The 20301-nt window shown below is 48.8% G+C and carries 16 protein-coding genes; 9 read left to right on the forward strand and 7 right to left on the reverse strand.

Translation table 11 applies throughout. The features are described 5' to 3' along the window. The first annotated feature begins 15 nt into the window (after positions 1-15). Both DXZ20_RS17250 and cutA read left to right on the forward strand, forming a co-directional pair. Entirely contained in the window at positions 16-945 is a 930-nt protein-coding gene (locus DXZ20_RS17250) for a pentapeptide repeat-containing protein (protein ID WP_163699491.1), read from the forward strand. A gap of 41 nt (positions 946-986) precedes the next feature. Next, positions 987-1328: a divalent-cation tolerance protein CutA gene (gene cutA / locus DXZ20_RS17255; protein WP_163699493.1), complete on the forward strand. Its 342-nt coding sequence runs from the start codon at positions 987-989 to the stop codon at positions 1326-1328. A 111-nt stretch (positions 1329-1439) separates the two neighbouring features. Here cutA and DXZ20_RS17260 read toward each other — a convergent pair whose 3' ends face one another. Next, complete coding sequence (locus DXZ20_RS17260) at positions 1440-2051, reverse strand: cysteine dioxygenase family protein (protein WP_163664310.1); 612 nt, start codon at positions 2049-2051, stop codon at positions 1440-1442. Positions 2052-2517: 466 nt separating this feature from the next. Here DXZ20_RS17260 and DXZ20_RS17265 point away from each other — a divergent pair, with 466 nt between their 5' ends. The 3 genes from DXZ20_RS17265 (at position 2518) to DXZ20_RS17275 (ending at position 4822) form a co-directional block, all read left to right on the forward strand. Beyond that, the gene (locus tag DXZ20_RS17265) at positions 2518-3435 is read left to right on the forward strand and encodes a formylglycine-generating enzyme family protein (RefSeq protein ID WP_163699495.1); all 918 of its coding nucleotides are present in this window, start codon (positions 2518-2520) and stop codon (positions 3433-3435) included. A 162-nt stretch (positions 3436-3597) separates the two neighbouring features. Next, the gene (locus tag DXZ20_RS17270; protein ID WP_163699497.1) at positions 3598-3834 is read left to right on the forward strand and encodes a hypothetical protein; all 237 of its coding nucleotides are present in this window, start codon (positions 3598-3600) and stop codon (positions 3832-3834) included. Positions 3835-3949: 115 nt separating this feature from the next. Then, positions 3950-4822: an NAD(P)-dependent oxidoreductase gene (locus DXZ20_RS17275; protein WP_163664304.1), complete on the forward strand. Its 873-nt coding sequence runs from the start codon at positions 3950-3952 to the stop codon at positions 4820-4822. Between the two features lie 53 nt (positions 4823-4875). Here the strand turns inward: DXZ20_RS17275 and DXZ20_RS17280 are convergent, their stop codons facing one another. After that, positions 4876-6396, reverse strand: a complete 1521-nt coding sequence (locus tag DXZ20_RS17280; protein ID WP_163664302.1) for a SagB/ThcOx family dehydrogenase — start codon at positions 6394-6396, stop codon at positions 4876-4878. A gap of 225 nt (positions 6397-6621) precedes the next feature. Between DXZ20_RS17280 and DXZ20_RS17285 the strand changes: the two genes are divergently transcribed. From DXZ20_RS17285 to DXZ20_RS17300, 4 genes are all read left to right on the forward strand, one after another. Continuing rightward, positions 6622-7167, forward strand: a complete 546-nt coding sequence (locus DXZ20_RS17285; protein WP_163664300.1) for a pentapeptide repeat-containing protein — start codon at positions 6622-6624, stop codon at positions 7165-7167. 93 nt (positions 7168-7260) lie between these two features. Continuing rightward, entirely contained in the window at positions 7261-10128 is a 2868-nt protein-coding gene (locus tag DXZ20_RS38515) for a tetratricopeptide repeat protein (RefSeq protein ID WP_163699498.1), read from the forward strand. A 101-nt stretch (positions 10129-10229) separates the two neighbouring features. Further along, positions 10230-10625: a hypothetical protein gene (locus tag DXZ20_RS17295; protein ID WP_163664296.1), complete on the forward strand. Its 396-nt coding sequence runs from the start codon at positions 10230-10232 to the stop codon at positions 10623-10625. A 14-nt stretch (positions 10626-10639) separates the two neighbouring features. Continuing rightward, entirely contained in the window at positions 10640-13270 is a 2631-nt protein-coding gene (locus DXZ20_RS17300) for a DUF4132 domain-containing protein (RefSeq protein WP_163699501.1), read from the forward strand. 219 nt (positions 13271-13489) lie between these two features. Here the strand turns inward: DXZ20_RS17300 and DXZ20_RS17305 are convergent, their stop codons facing one another. From DXZ20_RS17305 to DXZ20_RS17325, 5 genes are all read right to left on the reverse strand, one after another. Continuing rightward, positions 13490-13816 (reverse strand): CU044_2847 family protein, encoded by a 327-nt coding sequence (locus DXZ20_RS17305; RefSeq protein ID WP_163664291.1) that lies wholly within the window; start codon positions 13814-13816, stop codon positions 13490-13492. Between the two features lie 163 nt (positions 13817-13979). Beyond that, entirely contained in the window at positions 13980-15164 is a 1185-nt protein-coding gene (locus DXZ20_RS17310) for a WD40 repeat domain-containing protein (RefSeq protein ID WP_163664289.1), read from the reverse strand. Positions 15165-15384: 220 nt separating this feature from the next. Continuing rightward, entirely contained in the window at positions 15385-15936 is a 552-nt protein-coding gene (locus tag DXZ20_RS17315; RefSeq protein WP_250564925.1) for a ferric reductase-like transmembrane domain-containing protein, read from the reverse strand. 481 nt (positions 15937-16417) lie between these two features. Then, positions 16418-17767, reverse strand: a complete 1350-nt coding sequence (locus DXZ20_RS37530) for a response regulator (RefSeq protein WP_163664287.1) — start codon at positions 17765-17767, stop codon at positions 16418-16420. 81 nt (positions 17768-17848) lie between these two features. Then, positions 17849-19900 (reverse strand): c-type heme family protein, encoded by a 2052-nt coding sequence (locus DXZ20_RS17325; protein ID WP_163699504.1) that lies wholly within the window; start codon positions 19898-19900, stop codon positions 17849-17851. Positions 19901-20301 lie beyond the last annotated feature (401 nt).

Genomic DNA, 20301 nt, shown 5'->3' on the forward strand with positions numbered 1-20301 from the left:
GGGTCCTAACCTAAGATGAGAGTTCACGAGTTCCTGCGGCTATACGAATCAGGCCATCGAAACTTTAAAGGAGTTAATCTGAGCGGTGCTGATCTGTCGAACTGCATTTTAGTTAATGTCGATTTGTCCGGTGCTAATTTGACGGCTGCTAACCTGAGTCGAGCCTTTCTCACCAAGGGACAATTTGTCGGTGCTCAGCTACAACGAACCAATTTGCAATTTGCCAAGCTGAGCGAGAGTAACTTTAGCCGTGCCAATCTCACCAAAATTGAGGGTCGTGGAACTTTTTGGATTAAATCTGATCTCTCCCATGCCCGGTTAAGTGGTGCTCAGCTGGCCCATGTAAACTTTCGCCAGAGTCGTTTACACTGTGCTAATTTTTGCGGCGCAGTCCTGGCTGGAGCTAACTTGCGAGAAGCCCAATTAAGGGGGGCCAATCTTGCCTGGGCCAACTTGAGCGATGCCCGTCTTTATGGTGCCGACATTACCGCTGTGCAATTTAATGGCGCACATTTAGAAGGGGCGCGGCTTAACGGCCTTAATTTTCAAGACTATGACCTGAACGGAATTAACTTTTCCCATGCCCATATGAAGGGAGCAAATTTGCAGGGAACTAACTTAACAGCCGCCAATTTTTCCCACGCTCAATTACAACATGCCAATCTGCAAAAGGCTCAAATGGTTGGGGCCAACTTGCACTATGCCCAACTGCAACGGGCTAATCTTGTGAATGTCGATCTTAGTCGCGCCAATATTGATCAAGCAGATTTAACAGGCGTCATACTCACCCATACAACCCTAGAAAAATCCAAGCCAGGAACTGTAGTCGTAAATCAAGGGATATTAGCGCGAAAATCAGTAAGTAAGTATTTCTGCCATTCAGTCTCAGACATCTGCAATAGCACCCAGAGTGCCCATGGGACTATTCTCTCCAGTTTCGGTTAGATCCCTTTAATGTTGTCTGGTTTAGATTTTAGCTTTGAGATATGACGTCATCTTCCCAACTGGGTCTCGTGTTAGTCACTACGGCTACTGAAACAGAAGCCCGTGCAATTGTTAAAAGCTTGATTGAGTCTAGATTGACAGCCTGCGTCACCTTGACTCCAATTCAATCAATTTATCGTTGGCAGGGGGCTGTTCACAGCGACTCTGAGTACCAATTGTCGATTAAAACTGACCTGGCGCTATTTGACCAAATTGCCGCACAGATAGAGCACCAGCACAGCTACGATTTGCCAGAGATTATAGCAGTCCCTATTGTTGAGAGCACTGAGAGTTACGGCCAGTGGGTGAGGGAACAGGTTGGTGAGAGAGCAAGTAGGGACTAGGGAATAGGGAGTGGGGCTACAGCTGTGAAAGGGATATCTTGATGGAGTTTTCCATTTCAACAGAAATAGCGCAGTCGTCCCTACTGTCCACTCCCTGAGTCCCATTCCCCCTTAAAACAGCTTCGCTGTTTGCGCCTTCACGTCATACTCGTACCGAGTCTTGTAGTCAGTGACTCCGTAGAGGTTAAAGGAAACTGTCGGTTCATCTCCTATGGGTTGTACCTGGTGAATTGCCCCTGGTGTAAAGCCAATAATGTCGCCAGGTACTAGATCTATCTCCCCAGCCGACTCTAGACGATGGGGCTTGTCTTCAGTGGGGGAACGTTGCCACAAATGATTTTTTTCCTCGCCACCAATCAAAGCAACAATCCCCCATGCTGAGTGGTTATGGATTGTTGATACTTGGCCAGGTGCCCAGGCCACCATTTGAACTGTTAGGGGAAATTCATATTCTCGATACAGAAATTTTACGGACCATCCAGTTTTTGGGGACGGTGCATCATACTCCATTTGTAACCAGTAGGAGCTAGTTAGTAGCTTACGGACAAGGGGCACAATCTTCTGAATACGAATACTGTCATCCTTCTCGTCTGCCAAAATGTCTTCTAAATCCGTTAAAAAGCGATACAGCCGATAAACACGTTTTGGGGGCTGCACATTATCCGTGCTTCCAAACGTGGTTGGCTGACCGTCATCGGTAATTAACCAGTTATGGTTTGTCATGGGCAAAGGGGCAAGAGTAGATTTATCAGACTAATGGCTTCATCTTAGATTCTCAAACACACAAAGATATAGCCATCCGCTGGTACTTAGAACATTGCCCTAATGTAACAGTGTTATATGAAAGAAACGTTTCATCTTGTAACAGCGGTGTGCTTACAGTCCGCACCTAGACACTGGGTTAAATTCTCTTGTCTGTAGCCTAATTCAGCTAATAGGCGGAGCAAACTTAAGCTATTTAGCTTTGAGGGGATTATAGCCATAAACCTTTTTGTGATTTTCAAGGTCAAACCAATTATCTTCTGCGTTATTCCTTAGAGCTCAAAGTGACTTACTGGGCAGGGCAAATAGTGCCAACGTTAGGGAATCTTAGCCAGTAGAACTCGACTCCGTTTACGCCCCCGGAACGCTTTTGGTGTATATGCTTAACTCACGCTCAAAACAGTACCTTCGTCGGTCTTTAACTTGGATGCTATTTACAGTTGTCTTGGCAACTGGATGTGGTCAAGCCAACTCGCAGGTGGATCCGAGCGTTCATATTGGCCCAGATGGTCAAGATATTCGGTGCACTAAAGATTCCTTATATGTTGAGCGGGGCCGTTACATATCTGGTAGCGACCAAAAGGAACGGGACTTTGCCTATCGTATTTCGGCCCAGTCTTTAGCGACTACGCCAGAAGAGGCCCTGGATATAGAAACTCGTTTACGCCAGCAGCGATGGTTTGATTTTGAACCTGAGGCTGGCAATCAACGTCTGGCAGCATTTTGCATTAGTCGCAATCTAGTTACAAACACAGATTATCAAGAGTTTGTGCTCGCAACTGGTTATCATCAGCCTGGCATCACTGCCGAGAACTACCAAGAGCAAAATATGCTGGTGCACTCCTATCAAGACCTGCGCCCATACTTTTGGCGGGGCTACCAGTTCCCTCCGGGTAAAGCGCAACACCCGGTTGTGCTGGTGTCTCAAAAAGATGCCTTAGCCTATGCCGCTTGGAAAAGCCAGGAAGATGGGCTTGAGTATCGACTGCCCACAGCTGACGAATGGGAAAAAGCAGCTCGCGGGATGGATGGACGTTATTTTGCCTGGGGTAGCGAATGGCAAGAGCAGGCTACAAACTGGCAGAAAAACGGACCCGAAGGAACTAGCCGTGTGGGTGCTTATCCCCTGAGTAAGAGTCCTTACGGTGTGGAAGACATGGCGGGCAATGTGTTTGAATTTACATCAACCGTATACGTGCAGGACGGTCAGGAGCGGGCCATTATGAAAGGGTGCGCCTGGGATGATCTGCCAGGATTTTGTCGGACTGCCTATCGCCATGGCCGACCTACGACCTATCGTCATATTTTGTTTGGATTTCGTTTGGTTTCGGACCCAAAACGCTAGTTTTGGCTGAAAAATCAGCTAAACTCCCTTGCCTTTCAGGTAATTAGCATCTTTTTCTCAGCCAACATTAAGGTTGATCGCGAATAATTATTCGCGGATTAATTTGTCGATTTGGTTTCGGCTGCATTATTATCTGTTCAATGCTTTAAGAGGAGCCCTCTGATGAAAGTTAATTATTTAGCGGCTGTTGCAGCTGCTTCTGTGTTGAGTGTTGGTGTTTTAACTGGTTGCGGCGGCGGCGGCGCAAATCCCTGTGCCGCTGACCCTTGCGCAGCACCCACTGAAGAAGTTGCTCCCTGTGCAGCTCCTTGTGCGGCTGATCCTTGTGCGGCTGACCCCTGTGCGGCTGATCCCTGTGCGGCTGATCCTTGTGCGGCTGACCCCTGTGCAGGCAGCTAACGTCTAGTACAGCTCAAAGACAACTGGATATTTACAAATTCAGCTTCCTGAAATTAGTTTCAGGAAGCTTTTGCTATGGTGACTGTGCCACAGCTAACACCACAGGAAGACTGCTATGAAGGTTGCATTTATTGGCCTTGGTACTATGGGCATGCCCATGGCCCTAAATTTGCTAGCTACAGGCCATCAGCTCATTGTCCATAATCGTAGTCGCGATCGCGAATTACCCCTGGTCGAGGCAGGTGCCCAGCGAGCCGCCACACCCGCTGCTGCTGCCACAGAGGCTGAAATTATTGTAATTTGCGTTAGCGATACGCCCGACGTTGAAGCAGTGCTTCTCGGGCCTGAGGGTGTGATTTCAGGAGCACAGCCCAATAGTTTAGTCATCGACATGTCCACCATTAGCCCCACGGTCACCCGAGCCATTGCAGCTGAGCTGGCTGAGCAGCAGATTGCCATGTTGGATGCTCCCGTATCCGGCGGTTCAGAAGGGGCGACCAACGGCACTCTATCCATCATGGTGGGGGGGGAAGCTGAAGCACTAACTAAAGCGATGCCTGTCCTGCAGGCCCTGGGTAAAACAATTACCCACGTTGGCCCCATCGGTGCTGGGCAAACCACCAAGGCCATTAATCAGATCGTTGTTGCAGGTACCTTTTGGGCCGTTGCTGAAGGGTTAGCTCTGGGGCTAAAAGCGGAGTTGGATATGGAAAAAGTCGTCCAGGCCGTGGGTGGTGGTGCGGCTAGTTCTTGGGCCTTTACCAATCGGTCTGGCAATATGCTCGATAATACCTATCCCCTTGGGTTCCGGATGCGGCTGCACCGCAAAGATTTGCTCATTGCTCTGGAGGCAGCCCGCGAACTGGGGTTGCCACTACCCATGGCAGCCTATGTGGAGCAGATTGAGAGTGGGCTGATCGCTCAGGGCTTTGGGGATGAAGATATGTCAGCGATTGCTCGTAGTCTGCGAGAGATGGGGGGGATCTAAAGGGTGTACGGAGATCGGACGGGAGGACCCTGCCCGCTTTCCGCATCAGGAGCTTAAGGTACGCCGATGGTGGTGATGTATAGCACGGCCTCATCCTCGGGGATGCCGAGGACGTCATTGACCTGATCGTCAAAGAACCCGGCAATGCCGCTCACACCGAGACCTAAGCGTGTGGCTGCCACATTCAGCCGCTGCCCTAGATGACCGGCATCCATGTGCAAATAGCGATATGTCCGATCACAATGGCGCTCAACGGCCTGTTTCAAATTGGCCGTATGCATAATGGCCACACTGGCATCACGGCCTAAGTGCTGTTCTAAGCAAAGATGATGTAGCTCGCGCCGGAAATGCTTAAACCGCACCTGTCGTAGGGTGGTTTCTGCCGGATCGTAGTAATAGCAGCCTGCATCCAGATTGTTGACGGCCAACACGACGATAAACGTCTGAATCAGGCTCAAATCAAAATAGTCGGGCTGCGGGTCGAACCCTTGTTCGCTATAGTTTTCAGGGTGATAGGTAAAATCCAGCAGCTGCCGTAGAGGATCCAAGGAAATTGCCGCACCCCGATAACGGCGAGTCGAACGCCGGTGCAGCATAGATTTAGTCAAATACTCCAGCCCTTCTCCCCAACTGATAGGGGCTACTTTGGTACTGGCGTTATTGCCAAATGGAAACGCATACTGGGAGCCAGCGAGTTGAGGCGAATGATCTAACCGGGCTTGCTCCAGACTTTTATCTGGCTGAGGGGTAATTTTGCTGGCCTGATGCAGTGCGGCCAGCAGCTGACCGTCATCTACCGTCACCCCATGCTCAGATACCTGTAAATCACTGGACAATGTGGTGCAGCCCCGGGGTAGGTTCTGCTCGACCTGTAGCAAATCGGCCAGGGCTAAAACCGCGATCGCACCCTCCTCTTCTGGGTTCAGGTACAGCAGATCATTCACCGCATCATCCACAAATCCACCGATCAGATGGGGGCGATAGTCACACAGCGATGCCGCCAGATCCACATTGCCCAATAAATGGCCTGTGTCCAGACATACCCGACGATAGGCCCGGGCCTGATAACGCCAGACCGAACGCTGGAACACAACGCTGGTCACCATCGCCAGGTGAGTGTGCTCCAGGGCCGGATGCCAAAAACAAGCCTCCTGCAATCGCTGCCACGGATGATCGTCCCAGAACCGCACCAAACTATGGGTCTTGACCTGGTAATTGTATAAACCAGCAGGCAGATGGGATGTGCCCCGGGAAATCAAGTAAACTTCTGCCGGGTACAGCGCACCGGCGGATGGGGCCGAACGCAGATAAACCGTATCCCCTATCGTGCTGGTAAATTTGGCCGTTAACCCATAGCTGTGGAATAAAAATTGCGATAGCCGCTGCCACCATTGATCGCTGGGACGTTCCACCGCTCCTAAATAGCCCTGTAGATCAAACCGGCTGCCCAAGGGATAACGTTTGTAAACTTCAGGCTGGTCAGCCCAGTTTAGGGTTCCTTGGGGCAGCGCATCGGGGAAATACTTAGTGCGTTGGTGATAGTGATAGGCGAGAGAGCGCGATGCCTTAGTCATGGCTGTGCAGTGGAGCTATCGATTGAGTGGATACCCAAGGCCGAGGATGCCCCCGAAAATCTTAAGTGACGCTTAAGAAAGCCTTTTTTCTACGATATGTATCTTAATTTACATTCTGTAACATCTTGCTTTCAGGTGCCAAACATTTCTGGAGCAATATTTATTGAGCCAGTTGGAGGCTGGCCTTATCGCAAGTGGCAGGTATCCAATTCAATTTTGACGTAGATGGGTATGACGGTTGATGAATTCTTAGCGGCCTATCAAGCTGGGAAACGTGACTTTCAAGACATTGTGCTAGAAGCAGCTAACTTATTTGATTGCGATATCCGCAACTGTGATCTCACGGGTGCTCACCTGCAGGGAGCCTATTTACCCTATGCCAAGCTCAGTCGGGTGCGGTTAATTGAGGCCACCTTAACGGATGCCAATCTGGGTAATGCCTTACTACAGGCTTCAGATTTGTCGCAAGCTAACCTACAGCGGGCCATCCTGTCCTATGGGAATTTGCGGGGAGCCAAGTTATCTGACGCGACGTTGTATCAGGCCAACCTTTACAGGGCTGACTTAACCGGGGCTGATTTAACGGGAGCCGATCTACGTCAGGTGAATTTAAGTCGGGCCAACTTAACCCAGGCCAACTTAACCCAGGTAGATTTGCGGGGTGCTAATTTATTCCGGGCCCGGCAGGTGGATTTAAGTGACGTGATATGCGATCGCACCACCATTGGTCCCGATGGTTATCCTATAGAAAATAGCGAGAATGAATTGTAGAGGCGTTCCGGTGGAACGCCTCTACAAGCCGCCCTAGCTCAGGTATGCTATGAGCAGTCTTTAAGACCTGTCCTGCCCTTCCCCTCTATGACTGTGAGCGCATCATCAAAATCCGCTAATTGGCCAAAGTTGGCCCTCATGCTGATCTTAATGTGTGCTCCCATTCGACCGGGTCATGCCCAGACGGACACCACGATCACATCCTTGGGTAACAGCTCCACGGCTGAAGCGACGACGGCTGTGAATCAGCGTCCTGACGATGCTGGTGATTCTTCTGACTGGAGCATTGTGCTGCTGAGCATTTTGATCGGCACCTTGATCTTGCTCCTGGGGATGGGGATGGCCATGCTCTGGGTAATGCGCAGTGCGGTGGAAACAGAAATCACCAAGAATGTGACTAAAAACGTCCTTGGTCAGCTCAATGAAATCGAAAACCTGGAGAGCAAGATCCAGGCTGCCACCCGTAGAATTGATGGCATTTTGGCTGAGGCTGACGACCGCGCCGATGAGCTGGTGGAACGCTCCACCAGTTTTCAGCGAGACCTGACCACCCAGCGCAATAGTTTAACCAAGCTACTGGCGGATATTACTGACCTGAAGGCACGAACCGTTAAAGATTGGCAAACGGAGCTGGATAATGCTCGCCAGTCTTTTGGCACGACCCAAACCGATTTTCTGCAAGAGCTGGATAACCTGAAACAGACCACGATTCAGCAGCTGCAAACTCTCCAAGCCGATACCCGGCGGCAGCAACAGTCTGTATTTCAGGGGTTAGATACTGCCCAGTCCACCCTGGATAATCATTTGGCAGGTCTTAAAGCCACCGCTGACCATCGCCAAGGTATTTATCTCGATGAGCTAGAGCGCAAAGAATCTATCTTTTCTGACGAGATTGGTACACTACAGGCCAACACCATTGAGCAGCGAGATCGCTGGTTAGAAAAGCTGACCAGCCTGGAAAAAAATATTGGCCCCCAGCTGGAAGATTTGCGTAAGGCAATGAAAGCACAGCTGGAGCAGCAGCGGGACAACATTATCGAAGAAATGCAGCAGGATCGGGGGGACTTTACCCAGGAAATGCAGCAAAGCCGGGGAGAATTTGCCCAGCAGCTGAACGAGATGCAGGCTAATGCCCTGGGCCATAAAGAATTAGCACTGCAGACCATTGAACGTTCAGTGGGTGACCTGCAACAGCAGTTTCAGCAGCTGCGTAACGATATTGAAGGCCGCAAAGCTGACCTGATGCAGCAGTTACGTCAGTCCACCGATGACTTTTTGACCCAGTTTGCCACCCTCCGAGTGGATGTGGAAGGTCGTAAAGGGGTGCTGTTAGGGGATATGGACCAGGTGGCCGCCAACTTTAAGCACCAGCTAGAACGACTGCAAGGGGACCTCAGCACCGAGCGAGATGAGTCATTTCGAGCATTGCAGCAGACGGCTAACAGTTTTGCCAATCAGCTCAGCCAGTTGCAAAGTGAAACAGGTGATCAGCAGTCTCGCACGCTGCAGACTATTGATGGCGCTGCCCGCGAATTTAACCGTCAGCTTACGGAGCTGCAGTCCAGTGTGACCCAGCAGCAGCAAGAATCACTGCAAAGTCTGCAGCAGCTTGAGGGCGAGTTTACCCAGCAATTGGGGCAAGTGCGTGATGTGGTGTTTGGCCGTCGCGACGTGGTGATCGACAAGCTGGATCAGTTTGATGCCAGCCTGGGGACGCAGATCAATGAGCTGGCGAATGCCGCCCGTAGTCGTCAGCAGGAAGCCCAGCAGCGGCTAATGGTGATTGTTGAGCGCTTTGCTACAGCCCTTGACGACCTGAAAACCCGGTTTGAAGGAGAGCAGTCTACCTCAGCCGCTGATTTGGAGCAGCTAAAACAGAGCTTTGCGGAGCAGCTGGATAGCTTGCAAACTGATGCCAAGGTGCAAAAGGACCAGATTATGCGCCAGTTAGGGGAAGTGACGCCTGAATATGTGGCTGATTCGTTTGTGGATACGGCTCAAACTCAACTGCAAAGCCTGACCGAGCGCCTGGCACGGCTACAGTCTAATCGCCCCGAGCTGTTTGAGACCATTGACGAGCTTGTGGCCGAGGCTGAAGGCCAGATTGAAGCCGGTAATTTAGAAGATGCGATCGCAACCTACGATCGAGCCCTAGCCATCCAGCCAAACAATGCGGAACTGTGGTTAGCCCGCAGTAAACCCCTCACCCAGCTGAAACGTCGTGATGAGGCCCTAACGGCGTTGCAAAAGGTGATTGACCTGGAACCCCAGCGCAAAGAAGCCTGGTATCAACGCGGTCTAGTACTGCGTGAGCTACGTCGCTATGACGATGCCCTGACCACCTTTGAACGGGTGATTGAACTCAATGATACGGACCCAAGAGCCTGGCTCAATAAGGGCATGGTGCTCAGCCGTCTCAAGCAGCGAGAAAAGGCAATTATTTCCTTTGATAAGGCCATTGCCCTTAACCCCACTTACCACGAAGCCTGGGTGAACCGTGGAGTGGCCTACGGTATTTTGCAACAGCCAGAGGAAGCATTTAAGTCCTTTGATAAGGCAGTCAAGATTCAGGAAAACGACGGTGTGGCCTGGCTAAATCGGGGATTGGCACTGTTGGATCTAGAGCGCTTTGAAGATGCGGTACCGTCGTTTGAGCAGGCCACACGGTTTAAGCCAGATTTAGTCAAGGCCTGGGATAATCGCGGATTGGCACTCGTTAAGCTGGGTCGAGACCGGGATGCCCTCAAGAGTTTTGAAAAAGCACTGGAGTTAAACCCGGCCTATGCAAAGACGTACTACAACCGTGCCGTTTGTTATGCCCTACAGCGGGAGACTGATAAGTCCCTAGAAAATTTGCAGAAAGCGGTGCAGATTGATCCGCGCTATAAAGAAGAAGCCCAGGCAGACGAGAGCTTTGAAGATATTTGGCAGGACAACTGGTTCAAAGAGTTAGTGGCGTAGGTTGGGTTGAATTTTGAGAAACCCAACAATCTAAATACGCGAGAAGGAACTAGGTCAGCTGTCATTAAGTCTGCTAGGTTTAGCGATCGCATTTCAAACCCATGAAAAACCGCTTAAATATCCGAGATACCAACACCCTGGGTGATGATGGCCCCATGCTGGTACTAGATTTTTTAACCGAACAGATTACGGTGCGAGAGCTAATTCGCAGTCGGGTTTATCAAGAAGTGAAAGACTTTAATGCGAAGCAGCCGGACGTTTTTACAGGATTGGTGCAACCCACTGAAACCGAACAGACACTAAACGGTTACAAACTGCGTAAACCCCGCAAGATTAACTGGGAAGCTCAGTTTGAAAAAGCCATTACCGCCTTTCAAAGTAACGGCTTTATCATTTTGGTGGATGACGAACAAGTGACGGAGCTGGAAGACGAGATCACCATTGCCCCTGAGACTTCGGTCACCTTTATGAAATTGGTCCCCCTGGTGGGCGGTTAGTTGGGAGGTTAACCATGACCATCAACAATGCTGATATCATCCAAGCAGTTCTGCAAGAGCATCAAGAACCAACCAAGGGTCCCTCTTACAACTTCAAAGAGTCTGACATTTGGGAAGAAATCTCTAAACTCAATCGAGCTGAGCAAGCTGAGTTAGCCCTTGCCATGGTGCAAGCCTATAAGCACCACATGGAACAGGCGACTAACAATGACGATGGTGATGCCTATGGCAACGCCTCTGGTATTGCCAATGTGTTGCTACTGATCTTAAATCGCAAACTACCTTTTACCGCAGACGGTGTGATTGAATTTCTAGTCACCTGTCAAGATCGGAATCTGCGCACCTGGTATTGGTATACACCTGTCAAAAAGCTGACGCGAGATTATCTCAAAGACCATGTTCTAACGCCCGAGCTGCAAGCTGCTATTGAAGCAACCTGCAACAGCTGGTCACAACTTTACGGCGATGCACCCAAAGCCGCCAACCAACTACGCTTGTTAATCTCCGCTGAGACCAAAACTCTGGCAGTCACCCCCGGAGAACCCTGGTCTGATGCAGCTAAACAAACTATCGAAGCACTGCCCGAAACCAAACAAGCTACCTGGATTCAACTGCTTGCAGCCTGCTCTACAGCCTCTGGCGGTAAACCCACCGCCAAGTGGCTCAAAAGCGCCAAACCTCTGCGCCAGGCTGTAGGTATAGACACCTTTCAACAGTATCTAGTGGAGTGGTGTCCACTGGTAGACCAGCCCCGCACGCAGCCTTTGCCCGGTTGGCGTGGTGGTGATGATGTGATTCAAGACAAAAATGCCGACATTCTCAAAGGTTTAGTGTGGCTCTGTGCGGATCAAACCGAGGAAGAGTTGGTGCGTGCTTTGGGAAAACTAGCAGTTTCAGCCTATCGCAAAATTCCTGGCATTGGACCACGGTGCGTGAAGCTGGGCAATGCCTGTGTGTGGGCCTTGGGGCAAATGCCCACAGCGGATGCCATTGGTCAGCTGGCATTGTTAAAGGTAAAGGTAAAGTTTGGCACGGCCCAAAAGGGAATTGAAAAAGCACTGACAGCTGCGGCTGAGCGAGAGGGACTACCCCGAGAAGAAATTGAAGAGTTGGCGGTGCCCACCTATGGGTTGAGTGAGGTGGGCGTGCGGCGAGAGACATTGGGCGAGTTTACGGCTGAGCTGATGGTGACTGGCACTAGTAGCACAGTGCTACGGTGGCTTAAGGCAGATGGCAACGTGCAAAAGTCAGTGCCTAAGGCCGTTAAGGATAACTACGGTGAGGATCTAAAGGAGCTAAAACAGGCAGCAAAAGATATTCAGAAGATGTTGCCCGCCCAGAGAGACCGCATCGAGGCATTTTATCTACAGCAGAAGACGTGGGGTTTTACTATCTGGCAGGAGCGTTATGTCAATCATCCATTGGTGGGTACTTTAGCGAGACGGATGCTCTGGCAGTTTGAAGAAGATGGAAAACATGCTGTAGGGTTCTGGTTTGACAGGGAAAACGGTCCCCCCAGCTCCCAAAACTTGGGGGAAGTCTCTGCTCAAAGTCCCCCAGACTTGGAGGATTTAGGGGGCCAAGGCAAGATAGCCAACACGACTCAAACATCTTTGAAGACAAATCTAGTCGATCTACAAGGAAAACCCATTGACTGGTTGACACATAAAACTCGCGTCAGTCTATGGCATCCGATTACAGCAACAACTGAGACCATTCAGGCCTGGCGCAGTTGGTTAGTTAACCATGGGATTCAGCAGCCGTTTAAACAGGCCCACCGGGAGATTTATCTACTCACGGCGGCTGAAGAGACTACTCGTGTGTACTCCAATCGGTTTGCAGCCCACATTATTAAGCAGCATCAGTTTAATGCGCTGTGTGGTCAGCGGGGCTGGAAGAATCAGCTGAGGCTGATGGTGGATGATGATTATGAACCGGCACGGTTACTATTGCCCAAGTGGGATTTGCGGGCAGAGTTTTGGATTGAAGGGATTGGGGATGACTACGGTAGCGATACGACTGAGGCGGGTACCTATCTTTATTTAGCGACGGACCAGGTGAGGTTTTACCCAATTGATGCGGCGAGTAATTTTGCCCATGCGGGTGGTGGTGGTTATGGCACCTATCGTAATGCTCCAGCAGAGCCGATACCGTTGAGTGACATTCCGGCATTGGTATTGACAGAGGTGTTACGGGATGTAGATTTGTTTGTGGGTGTTGCCAGTGTGGGCAATGATCCAAACTGGACGGATGGTGGCGCTGAAGGACGACGACAGTATTATGACTACTGGCATGATTATTCGTTTGGGGAGCTATCGGCGACTGCCCAGACGCGACGGCAAGTGTTGGAAAATTTGGTGCCCAAGTTGAAGAAGATTGCTAGCCGCTGTTCGTTTCAGGAACGATTTTTGGTGGTGAGGGGGGATATTCGCACCTATAAGATTCACCTGGGCAGTGGGAATATTTTGATGGAGCCGAATGATCAGTATTTGTGTATTGTGCGGGCAGGAAAAAGTGCGGCGGATAAAGTGTTTCTGCCCTTTGAGGGGGATAAGACCCTGGCGCTGATTTTGAGCAAGGTGTTTTTGCTGGCCGAGGATACAAAAATTACAGACAAAACAATTTTGAGCCAGATTACCCCGTAGGTTGGGGTTGAAGTGGATTGTTGGGTTTTGGAGAGCCGCAAGGGAGCAGAGAATGTTGGATAAAGTTATCAACCCAACCTACGGGGGATGTTCATCTCTGGTGAATGACAATATCGCCCCCACTGACCTTTTGCAAGAAGAGACGATCGGCAACATGGTCAAGAAGCCGGACATAGTATCTACCTGTCAGGCAGAATTGAACGATAATTCAAGCTTATACTACTCATCCTCAGCCTTTTCCCACTCCAGGGTAATCTCCAAACTTGTCGTCCCAGTTCCCCTGGCCAACGCCGCAATCAGATGCCCCTCCTGCACCTCCACCTCCACACCAAAGGTCACACTGGCTTTGGTTGGTTTCGCTGCATTAATCGGCTTTGCAACGGCCTTCACAATCCCCTCAATGGAAGACGTTACCCTATCAAACGAAGACTTAGACCCTAACTTATCTGAATTACCCCGTGTTACTTGGGGTGGTTTTACCTTGACATAAATCAAGCTGCCATCGTCTAACTCTACAGGGACTGTTTGGCCCGATTCGTAATTCATGAGCAAGCGCTAAAACATCAGCTCTGTTATAACGCTCGTACCACAATTACCCAACCCACCAGCAACATTTCGACAGGCAAAAAAAAGCCACCCCCATTAAAAGGTGACTCGGATGTTCCAGGAAACTTAACCAAAATTTGACTGATTACGGCAACGTCTCTTCCTACAGCGCCGCCCTATTCGTCAGCCACTCTGCGGACCAAAAGCGCACTGCACCATCAGCACTGCTGCTCATCAACACCTTGCCCTCATCAGCAAATTCCAGATCCCATACAGCCATTGTGTGCCCCCTCAGGGTTTGCACCCGCTGATGATTTTTCACATCCCATAGTTTCACTGTGTGATCATAGCTGCCACTGGCCACCGTGCGCCCATCGGGGCTAAACGCCACTGAATATACTGCGCGCCCATGGCCCACAAACATACAAACAGGTTCAAATTTTTGCAAATCCCAGGCAATCGCGGTCCTATCTTGACTACCGCTCACCACCATGGTGCTATCGGGGCTAAATGCTAAATCCCACACCGTTCTCTTGTGCCCATGCAGCGTGAGTAGCTTCATCTTAGTTTTGAGATCCCACACGTGAAGCATACCGCGCCGATCCCCGCTGACAATAGTCTTGCCATTGGGGCTAATAGCCACCGCCGTAATTCCGTGGGGGTGCTCAAACGTGTGTAACAGCTCACCGGACCAGATATCCCAAATTCTGACAGTTTTATCAAAACTGCCACTCACCAAAAGGCTGCCATCTTCGCTGATGGCCAACGATTTCACATCATCGGTATGCCCAACCAAATCATGAAACAGTTGCTTTGTCATTAAGTTCCAAATGCGAATATCGTTGTCCCAGCTACCGCTGGCCAGCAGCTTGCCACTCGGAGTCAAGACAACATCTTCGACCGCATCAGAATGAACTTGGTGGGATTGCAACAACTTGCCAGATACGGAATCCCAGACCGAAATAGTGCCATCAAAATGCCCCGTTGCAAAAATCTGGCTGGCCGCATGCATGGTGCTGCCATAGGTCACCGCATCGGTTGTAAAGGCCTGCCGTGAGCCAAAACGATTATCAAAACCAAAAGAGGCATGGGCATCGGTGACACCTGACGCTACATTAACGGCACCCATACGGGTCGCCATCGGTGGCGCAACCATGTCTATACCCACTGCGATACAGGCAGCCACTAAGCTAATTAAACTCAGCTTTTCAGCGGTGGATGTCTTCTTTTTACGGGATTTTTTAGCTTTAGATGGTTGATTTTCGCGTTGCTGACGCTTTTTACTGGCAAGATTTTTTAAAAATGAGTTCCTTTTCTTAGCTTCGGTAGATTTTGATGTGACGATCATGACGTTTATACTGGCACCACTGATAAATTCCAACAGAAGCCTATGCCTAGCTAGACATAGAACTCCTTAGCCATGGCTGCTGCCCATAAAGAGGTGGACAGACATCCTCGAATGGGCCCCCTCTTGTGTTTAGTGAGGGAGTATATCAATAACAAAGGGCACCTCAAATCATCCGCTGGGCCATGTTTGAACCCCCAGGTTCGATGAAATGAGGTAAATATTAGTTGATTCTGACTTTAACCAGGTCTTTCTGAAATTCTGATCCTTTGCGAACCAGGAACAAAACTGTAATGGCGATAATGCAGATGGCAGCAATTGGAGTAACCATTGTCCACTGACCTGCCATTTTATTGATGACATGCCAGGTCAGCAGAAACATGGCGGCATAGGTCAATGTATGGAGGCGTTTCCAATTTTTTTTGAGCCGCTTTATGCTCCAGTTGTTAGAGGTGATTGTTAGTAGCGTAAAAATAATGAGTGTTGACAACCCCTCAACACTGGCTCGGTAGGTATGGAAATCAAAAAAGTCAAAATTACGTTTGCGAATGACAAAGTAGGTATGACCAACCGCAAGTACAAAAGATAGAATGCCAATAGCTCGTCGCTGTTTGAGTAGCCAGCGAACAATGCTATGGCTTTTGAAAGCTGGAAAGACAACGCGGATAATGGTTGGTGCCAAAGTGGCGACATAGGCAACCAGTGCCAGAAACCCCAGATGGTTTCCAAGGGGCACGGGCTCAAACGATAGACTCATCTCAGGTAGAACACTCATCGGTTAACTGCTGCTTAGGAGACGCCCAAACCGAACTAAACGTTGGCGTGAAATCTCCTTAACGGTCGAATTGTCTGTGAGTACGGAGTCTACTTGCAACGCTGTAACAAGGCTTCAAACATTTTTAAGACTCCGACTTTAGACTAAATGAAAAATAATGATGCACCCATTGTGTCCCCGATCAAACAAGATACGTTTGAAAAAATCCCTGCTAAATGTAGTTGAGCAGGGAAATAATAAATGCTCTTGCTAACGTATATATGTTAGAACGGAGTAATTTCACCCACTCATATTGATCCGGAGACTTTATCAAAAGTTTCTAGTTTCCCCATGAATTGCTAAAGATTCTGTAGAGAGTCAAATCATGACTTGACTTTTATGTCTTCATATTACTAACAACATAACTTCCCCCCTAGTATCTGAATAATGCCAAACTAGGAGGGAAGTGCTGAATTAAGTTATTTAGGGCGATTTTTCTAGCTTAGGATGATAAAGCTTGCCGATAGTTAGACTTTTTCAGTATTAGTCCTAAAGGGAGCGCCTTAAGGGCTTCACCCGCTGACTCAAAGCGAAGATGGTAATTTGGACTGACCATTCGCTCGAAAAGTTTAATAATGTTCGAATCTGCCTTGACCAAATCCGTTAGCTTGCCCTTGCTGCTGGTCTTAACGAGCCATTCAGGAGACTGTCCTGTTAATGATTGTAGGACAATCATGCCGATGGAATAGACGTCGCTGTTTAGCTGAGGATTACCAGCACGCTGCTCAACGGGTTGATAGTTGTGGTGTTTCAAAATTGCTTGGCGGTAGGCCAATGAATGGGACCGCAGATTGACAAATAGCCGCTTGAGGACACCATATTCCACCAGGATGATGCGATCGTCCGATTGACGACGTACAAAGCTTTGGGGATGACATTCACAGTGGACAATTTTCCCTTGGTGAAAGGGGTGTATGCTGCTAAGCAAATTGTGGGTTAGCTGCAAGACGTGGCCCATGGATTGCGCACTGTCGAGCTCATCGACTAAGGATGTGCCTACAATATCGGACTGTACCCAGTAGAATTTATCATCTTGCTCAAACGAATCTAGGCAAGTGGCAATATCATCCTGTCGAGTGATGACCTTGAGAAACTTCATTTCTGAGTCCAGGGCATCACGCACCAGGGGCAGTAGTGAAGAATTTCCGACTGGTAGGTTAAAGACATTGATGATGACTGATTTGGCATCATTGTCGAGATCTTTAGCCAATAATCGCTGGCCAAATGTGTTTTCACTCAGCACTCGGCTAACTTCGTAGCGCCCCTTTAGAGACTCCTCAGAGGACTTGTTCCGGCTAGGCTGCGGAGATGTGAACTGTGTCTTTAATGATGAAAACTCGCTTTCTAATTCTGAAAATTGAGATAGCGCAGATTCTAATTTTGTGAAGGTTAGGGGGTTGGCTGCTGACGATGTGCTGTCAGGGGATGTCACCCCTAACAATGTATTCACCTTGCCTAGCAGACGCTTAAGTACAATGGGTTTAGTATCGTAGTCGTTGCAGCCAACTTCTAACGCTGTTTTCCAGTTACCTGATTTATTGTTAGTTGTTAACGCAATGATAGGGATATGTGCCGCTGCCGTGGATGCTTTCAGGATTTTGATTGACTGCCATCCATCCATCACGGGTAAATCCGTATCCATGATGATTAAATCGGGCTGCTTTTCGATGGCCAGTGATACACCTTTGTCGCCATCGGTTGCAGTCAGAACCTCGTATCCGCAATGCTTCAGGCGTCGTTCCAGCATTTTGCGGTTTAATGCATTGTTTTCTACTAACAAAACCTTAGGCATGGCGAATAATAAGGGATAGATTGAACACTCAACGATGTCAGGACGTCATGGTTAAGCTGTCGCCCAACCGACTTAGCAAAATTAGACCGCAGCACAAACATGCAGTTCTTCTAAAAAGTCTTGCAAATTCAAATCGTTGCGATAGTAGATACTTTGAACATCATTGGCAATTTGGATGCTGATCTCTGTTTCGATAACTGAATTAGCGATCGCAATAATAGGAATTTCCTCAAACGCCGACGTCTGTCGCAGCGACTTGATACACTGAATCGCATCAGACTCCAGACTTAAGTCAATTAAAATAAGGGTCGGTGGTTTGTCTACCTGAGCCAGCGTCAAGGCATCGGCACTATTGTCAATACACTTAACTAACCAGGTTTCTTGCTGCAGCATACGAGTAATAACTTCTTCATTCTTTTCGCGTGCTTGCAGTACTAAAAGCCATGGTTGCTCTTCTTGGATGGGCTGGCGATTGCCTTGAACCACTTGAGGTAAGCGCAGAGTAAACTGGGAGCCTCTATCAGACTGACTTTCTACTGTAATATCTCCTCCCATCATGTTGGCAAACTGTTTGGTGATGGTCAGGCCGAGTCCTGTGCCGCCAAACTGTCGAGTGGTTGAACTATCGGCTTGGGCAAAGGCTTCAAAGACCTTTTTCTGTTGTTCCGATGTCATGCCAATGCCAGTGTCTGTGACAATAAAATCAATCCATGGTTGATCCCCTTCCATGCTTGATTTAACTGTTAAGGCAATGGTTCCATCTTGAGTAAATTTGTTAGCATTACTGAGCAGGTTTAACAAGCTCTGATACACTTTAGAGTGATCGGCCGAAATTACGTCTACATTAGCTCCCTGATGGACAATTAGCTTATTACCCTTCTTTTGAATGAGGGGATTGAGGACATCAGCAACCTGTTCAACTAAGAAGGAAATGGAGAATTCCTCAATGAATAGCTCCATGCGACCTGATTCAATCTTGGAGAGGTCAAGGACTGAATTAATTAGGGTCAGTAGTTGTTTGCCGGCATCTTGAATACGATACAGATCGGTTTGGGCATCTTCGACAGAAAGGTCTTCAGCTTCTTCAGCCAGCATCTCACTGTAGCCAATAATGGCATTGAGAGGTGTGCGTAGCTCATGGCTCATATTGGCCAAAAATTCGCTCTTTGCCTGGGTTGACGCTTCAGCGCTTTCTTTAGCGTGGCTTAAAGATTGTTCCCTGAGGACAACTTCGTTGGCCATGTGCTCAAAGGCTCGAGCCAGTTGCCCCGGCTCGTCGGTGCGGGATGTCAAACTGCTGAGGGATGTGGTGCCGTCTGAGTTAGTGGGTAGGGTGACCCGTTGTCCTAGACTGATGTCGCGGATGAGCTTGTTGAGTTGGCCGAGGGGACTAATCACTGTTTTTCTTAGCAGGTGATTGATGACGCCAATGACGACAGCAAATACACCGGTAAAGATGGCAACCGCGAGTAAGAGATATTGATTTCCTTCTATAAATACCTGGCTAGAGGGGACGTATATGGTCTGAGCCGCAACGGTTTCTCCTAGTTTCCAGCCGTAGCCATTTTCAGTACCATAGGTTTGCCGCATACTGGGTGGCGCATCTGAGGGGATGCCATGGCATTCTAAACAGCTCTCTTTTTCAATGGTGAGCGGGCGGCTGATGTACAGCAGCTTTTTACCCTCCATTCTGCGATAACCTTTGAGTTCTTCTAGCTTGCTGTTTTCTCGAAATTGATTGACAACTTGGGTTTCAAACTCGTCTGCTTGATCCCTTGGATTGGTTGGATTTAGGGTTGCTTCTTTGTATAGAAAATCCTCATATTCATTCGCGGCGCGGAAACCTTCAAATACTTCCCTGGCGGAATAGGCCGGTACGGTTTCAGGAATAAATTCTGTCGCTTCAGCCAGTTCATCTGCCAGATGGGGTCTTACCTGCGCACTGGTGTAGTTTCTGACCGCATTCATGGTTTGGATTAATATTTCTGCCCGATGGACGATTTCGCCCTCAGCTTTCTGACGCATCGCAGCTGAGAGAATTAACCCACTGGCAATAATGCCCACGAAAAAAATAATCGTTAACATCCTGGTAAATTGATTACCAAGACTAGAAAGACGGCGTTGAGACCTCATAGTGTATGACTCACCCTAAAAGTTAGGCATATAAATAATTTGGTGTTGCTGATCCTTGGCAGGGGTCAATCTAAGAAACACTGATGTAAAGCAATCCTGCCCGATCGCTTCATCCCTTAAATCAGCAACAGCAATAATTCCTCTATGGGTCGATTATGTGTTATGCCATGGTGAGGAATAAAGTATGGCTCAACGGTAAAACCAATAATTTATAGGTGTGTAGATATTCGCTAAAATATTTTGGTTCTTTCCTGGTGGATAGAACCGTAGCTATAGAGTACATTTCATCCGTTATAGCTACTTTTTTGGAGAGATATATAATTTCTGTTCCTATTTCTCAAGGCTGAATATTTAGCTTTGATGAAATCTGTAGATTGAAGGGCTTATCAGTAAAATTACCG

This window comes from Adonisia turfae CCMR0081, from assembly GCF_011009555.1.
Classification (GTDB): domain Bacteria; phylum Cyanobacteriota; class Cyanobacteriia; order Phormidesmidales; family Phormidesmidaceae; genus Leptothoe; species Leptothoe turfae.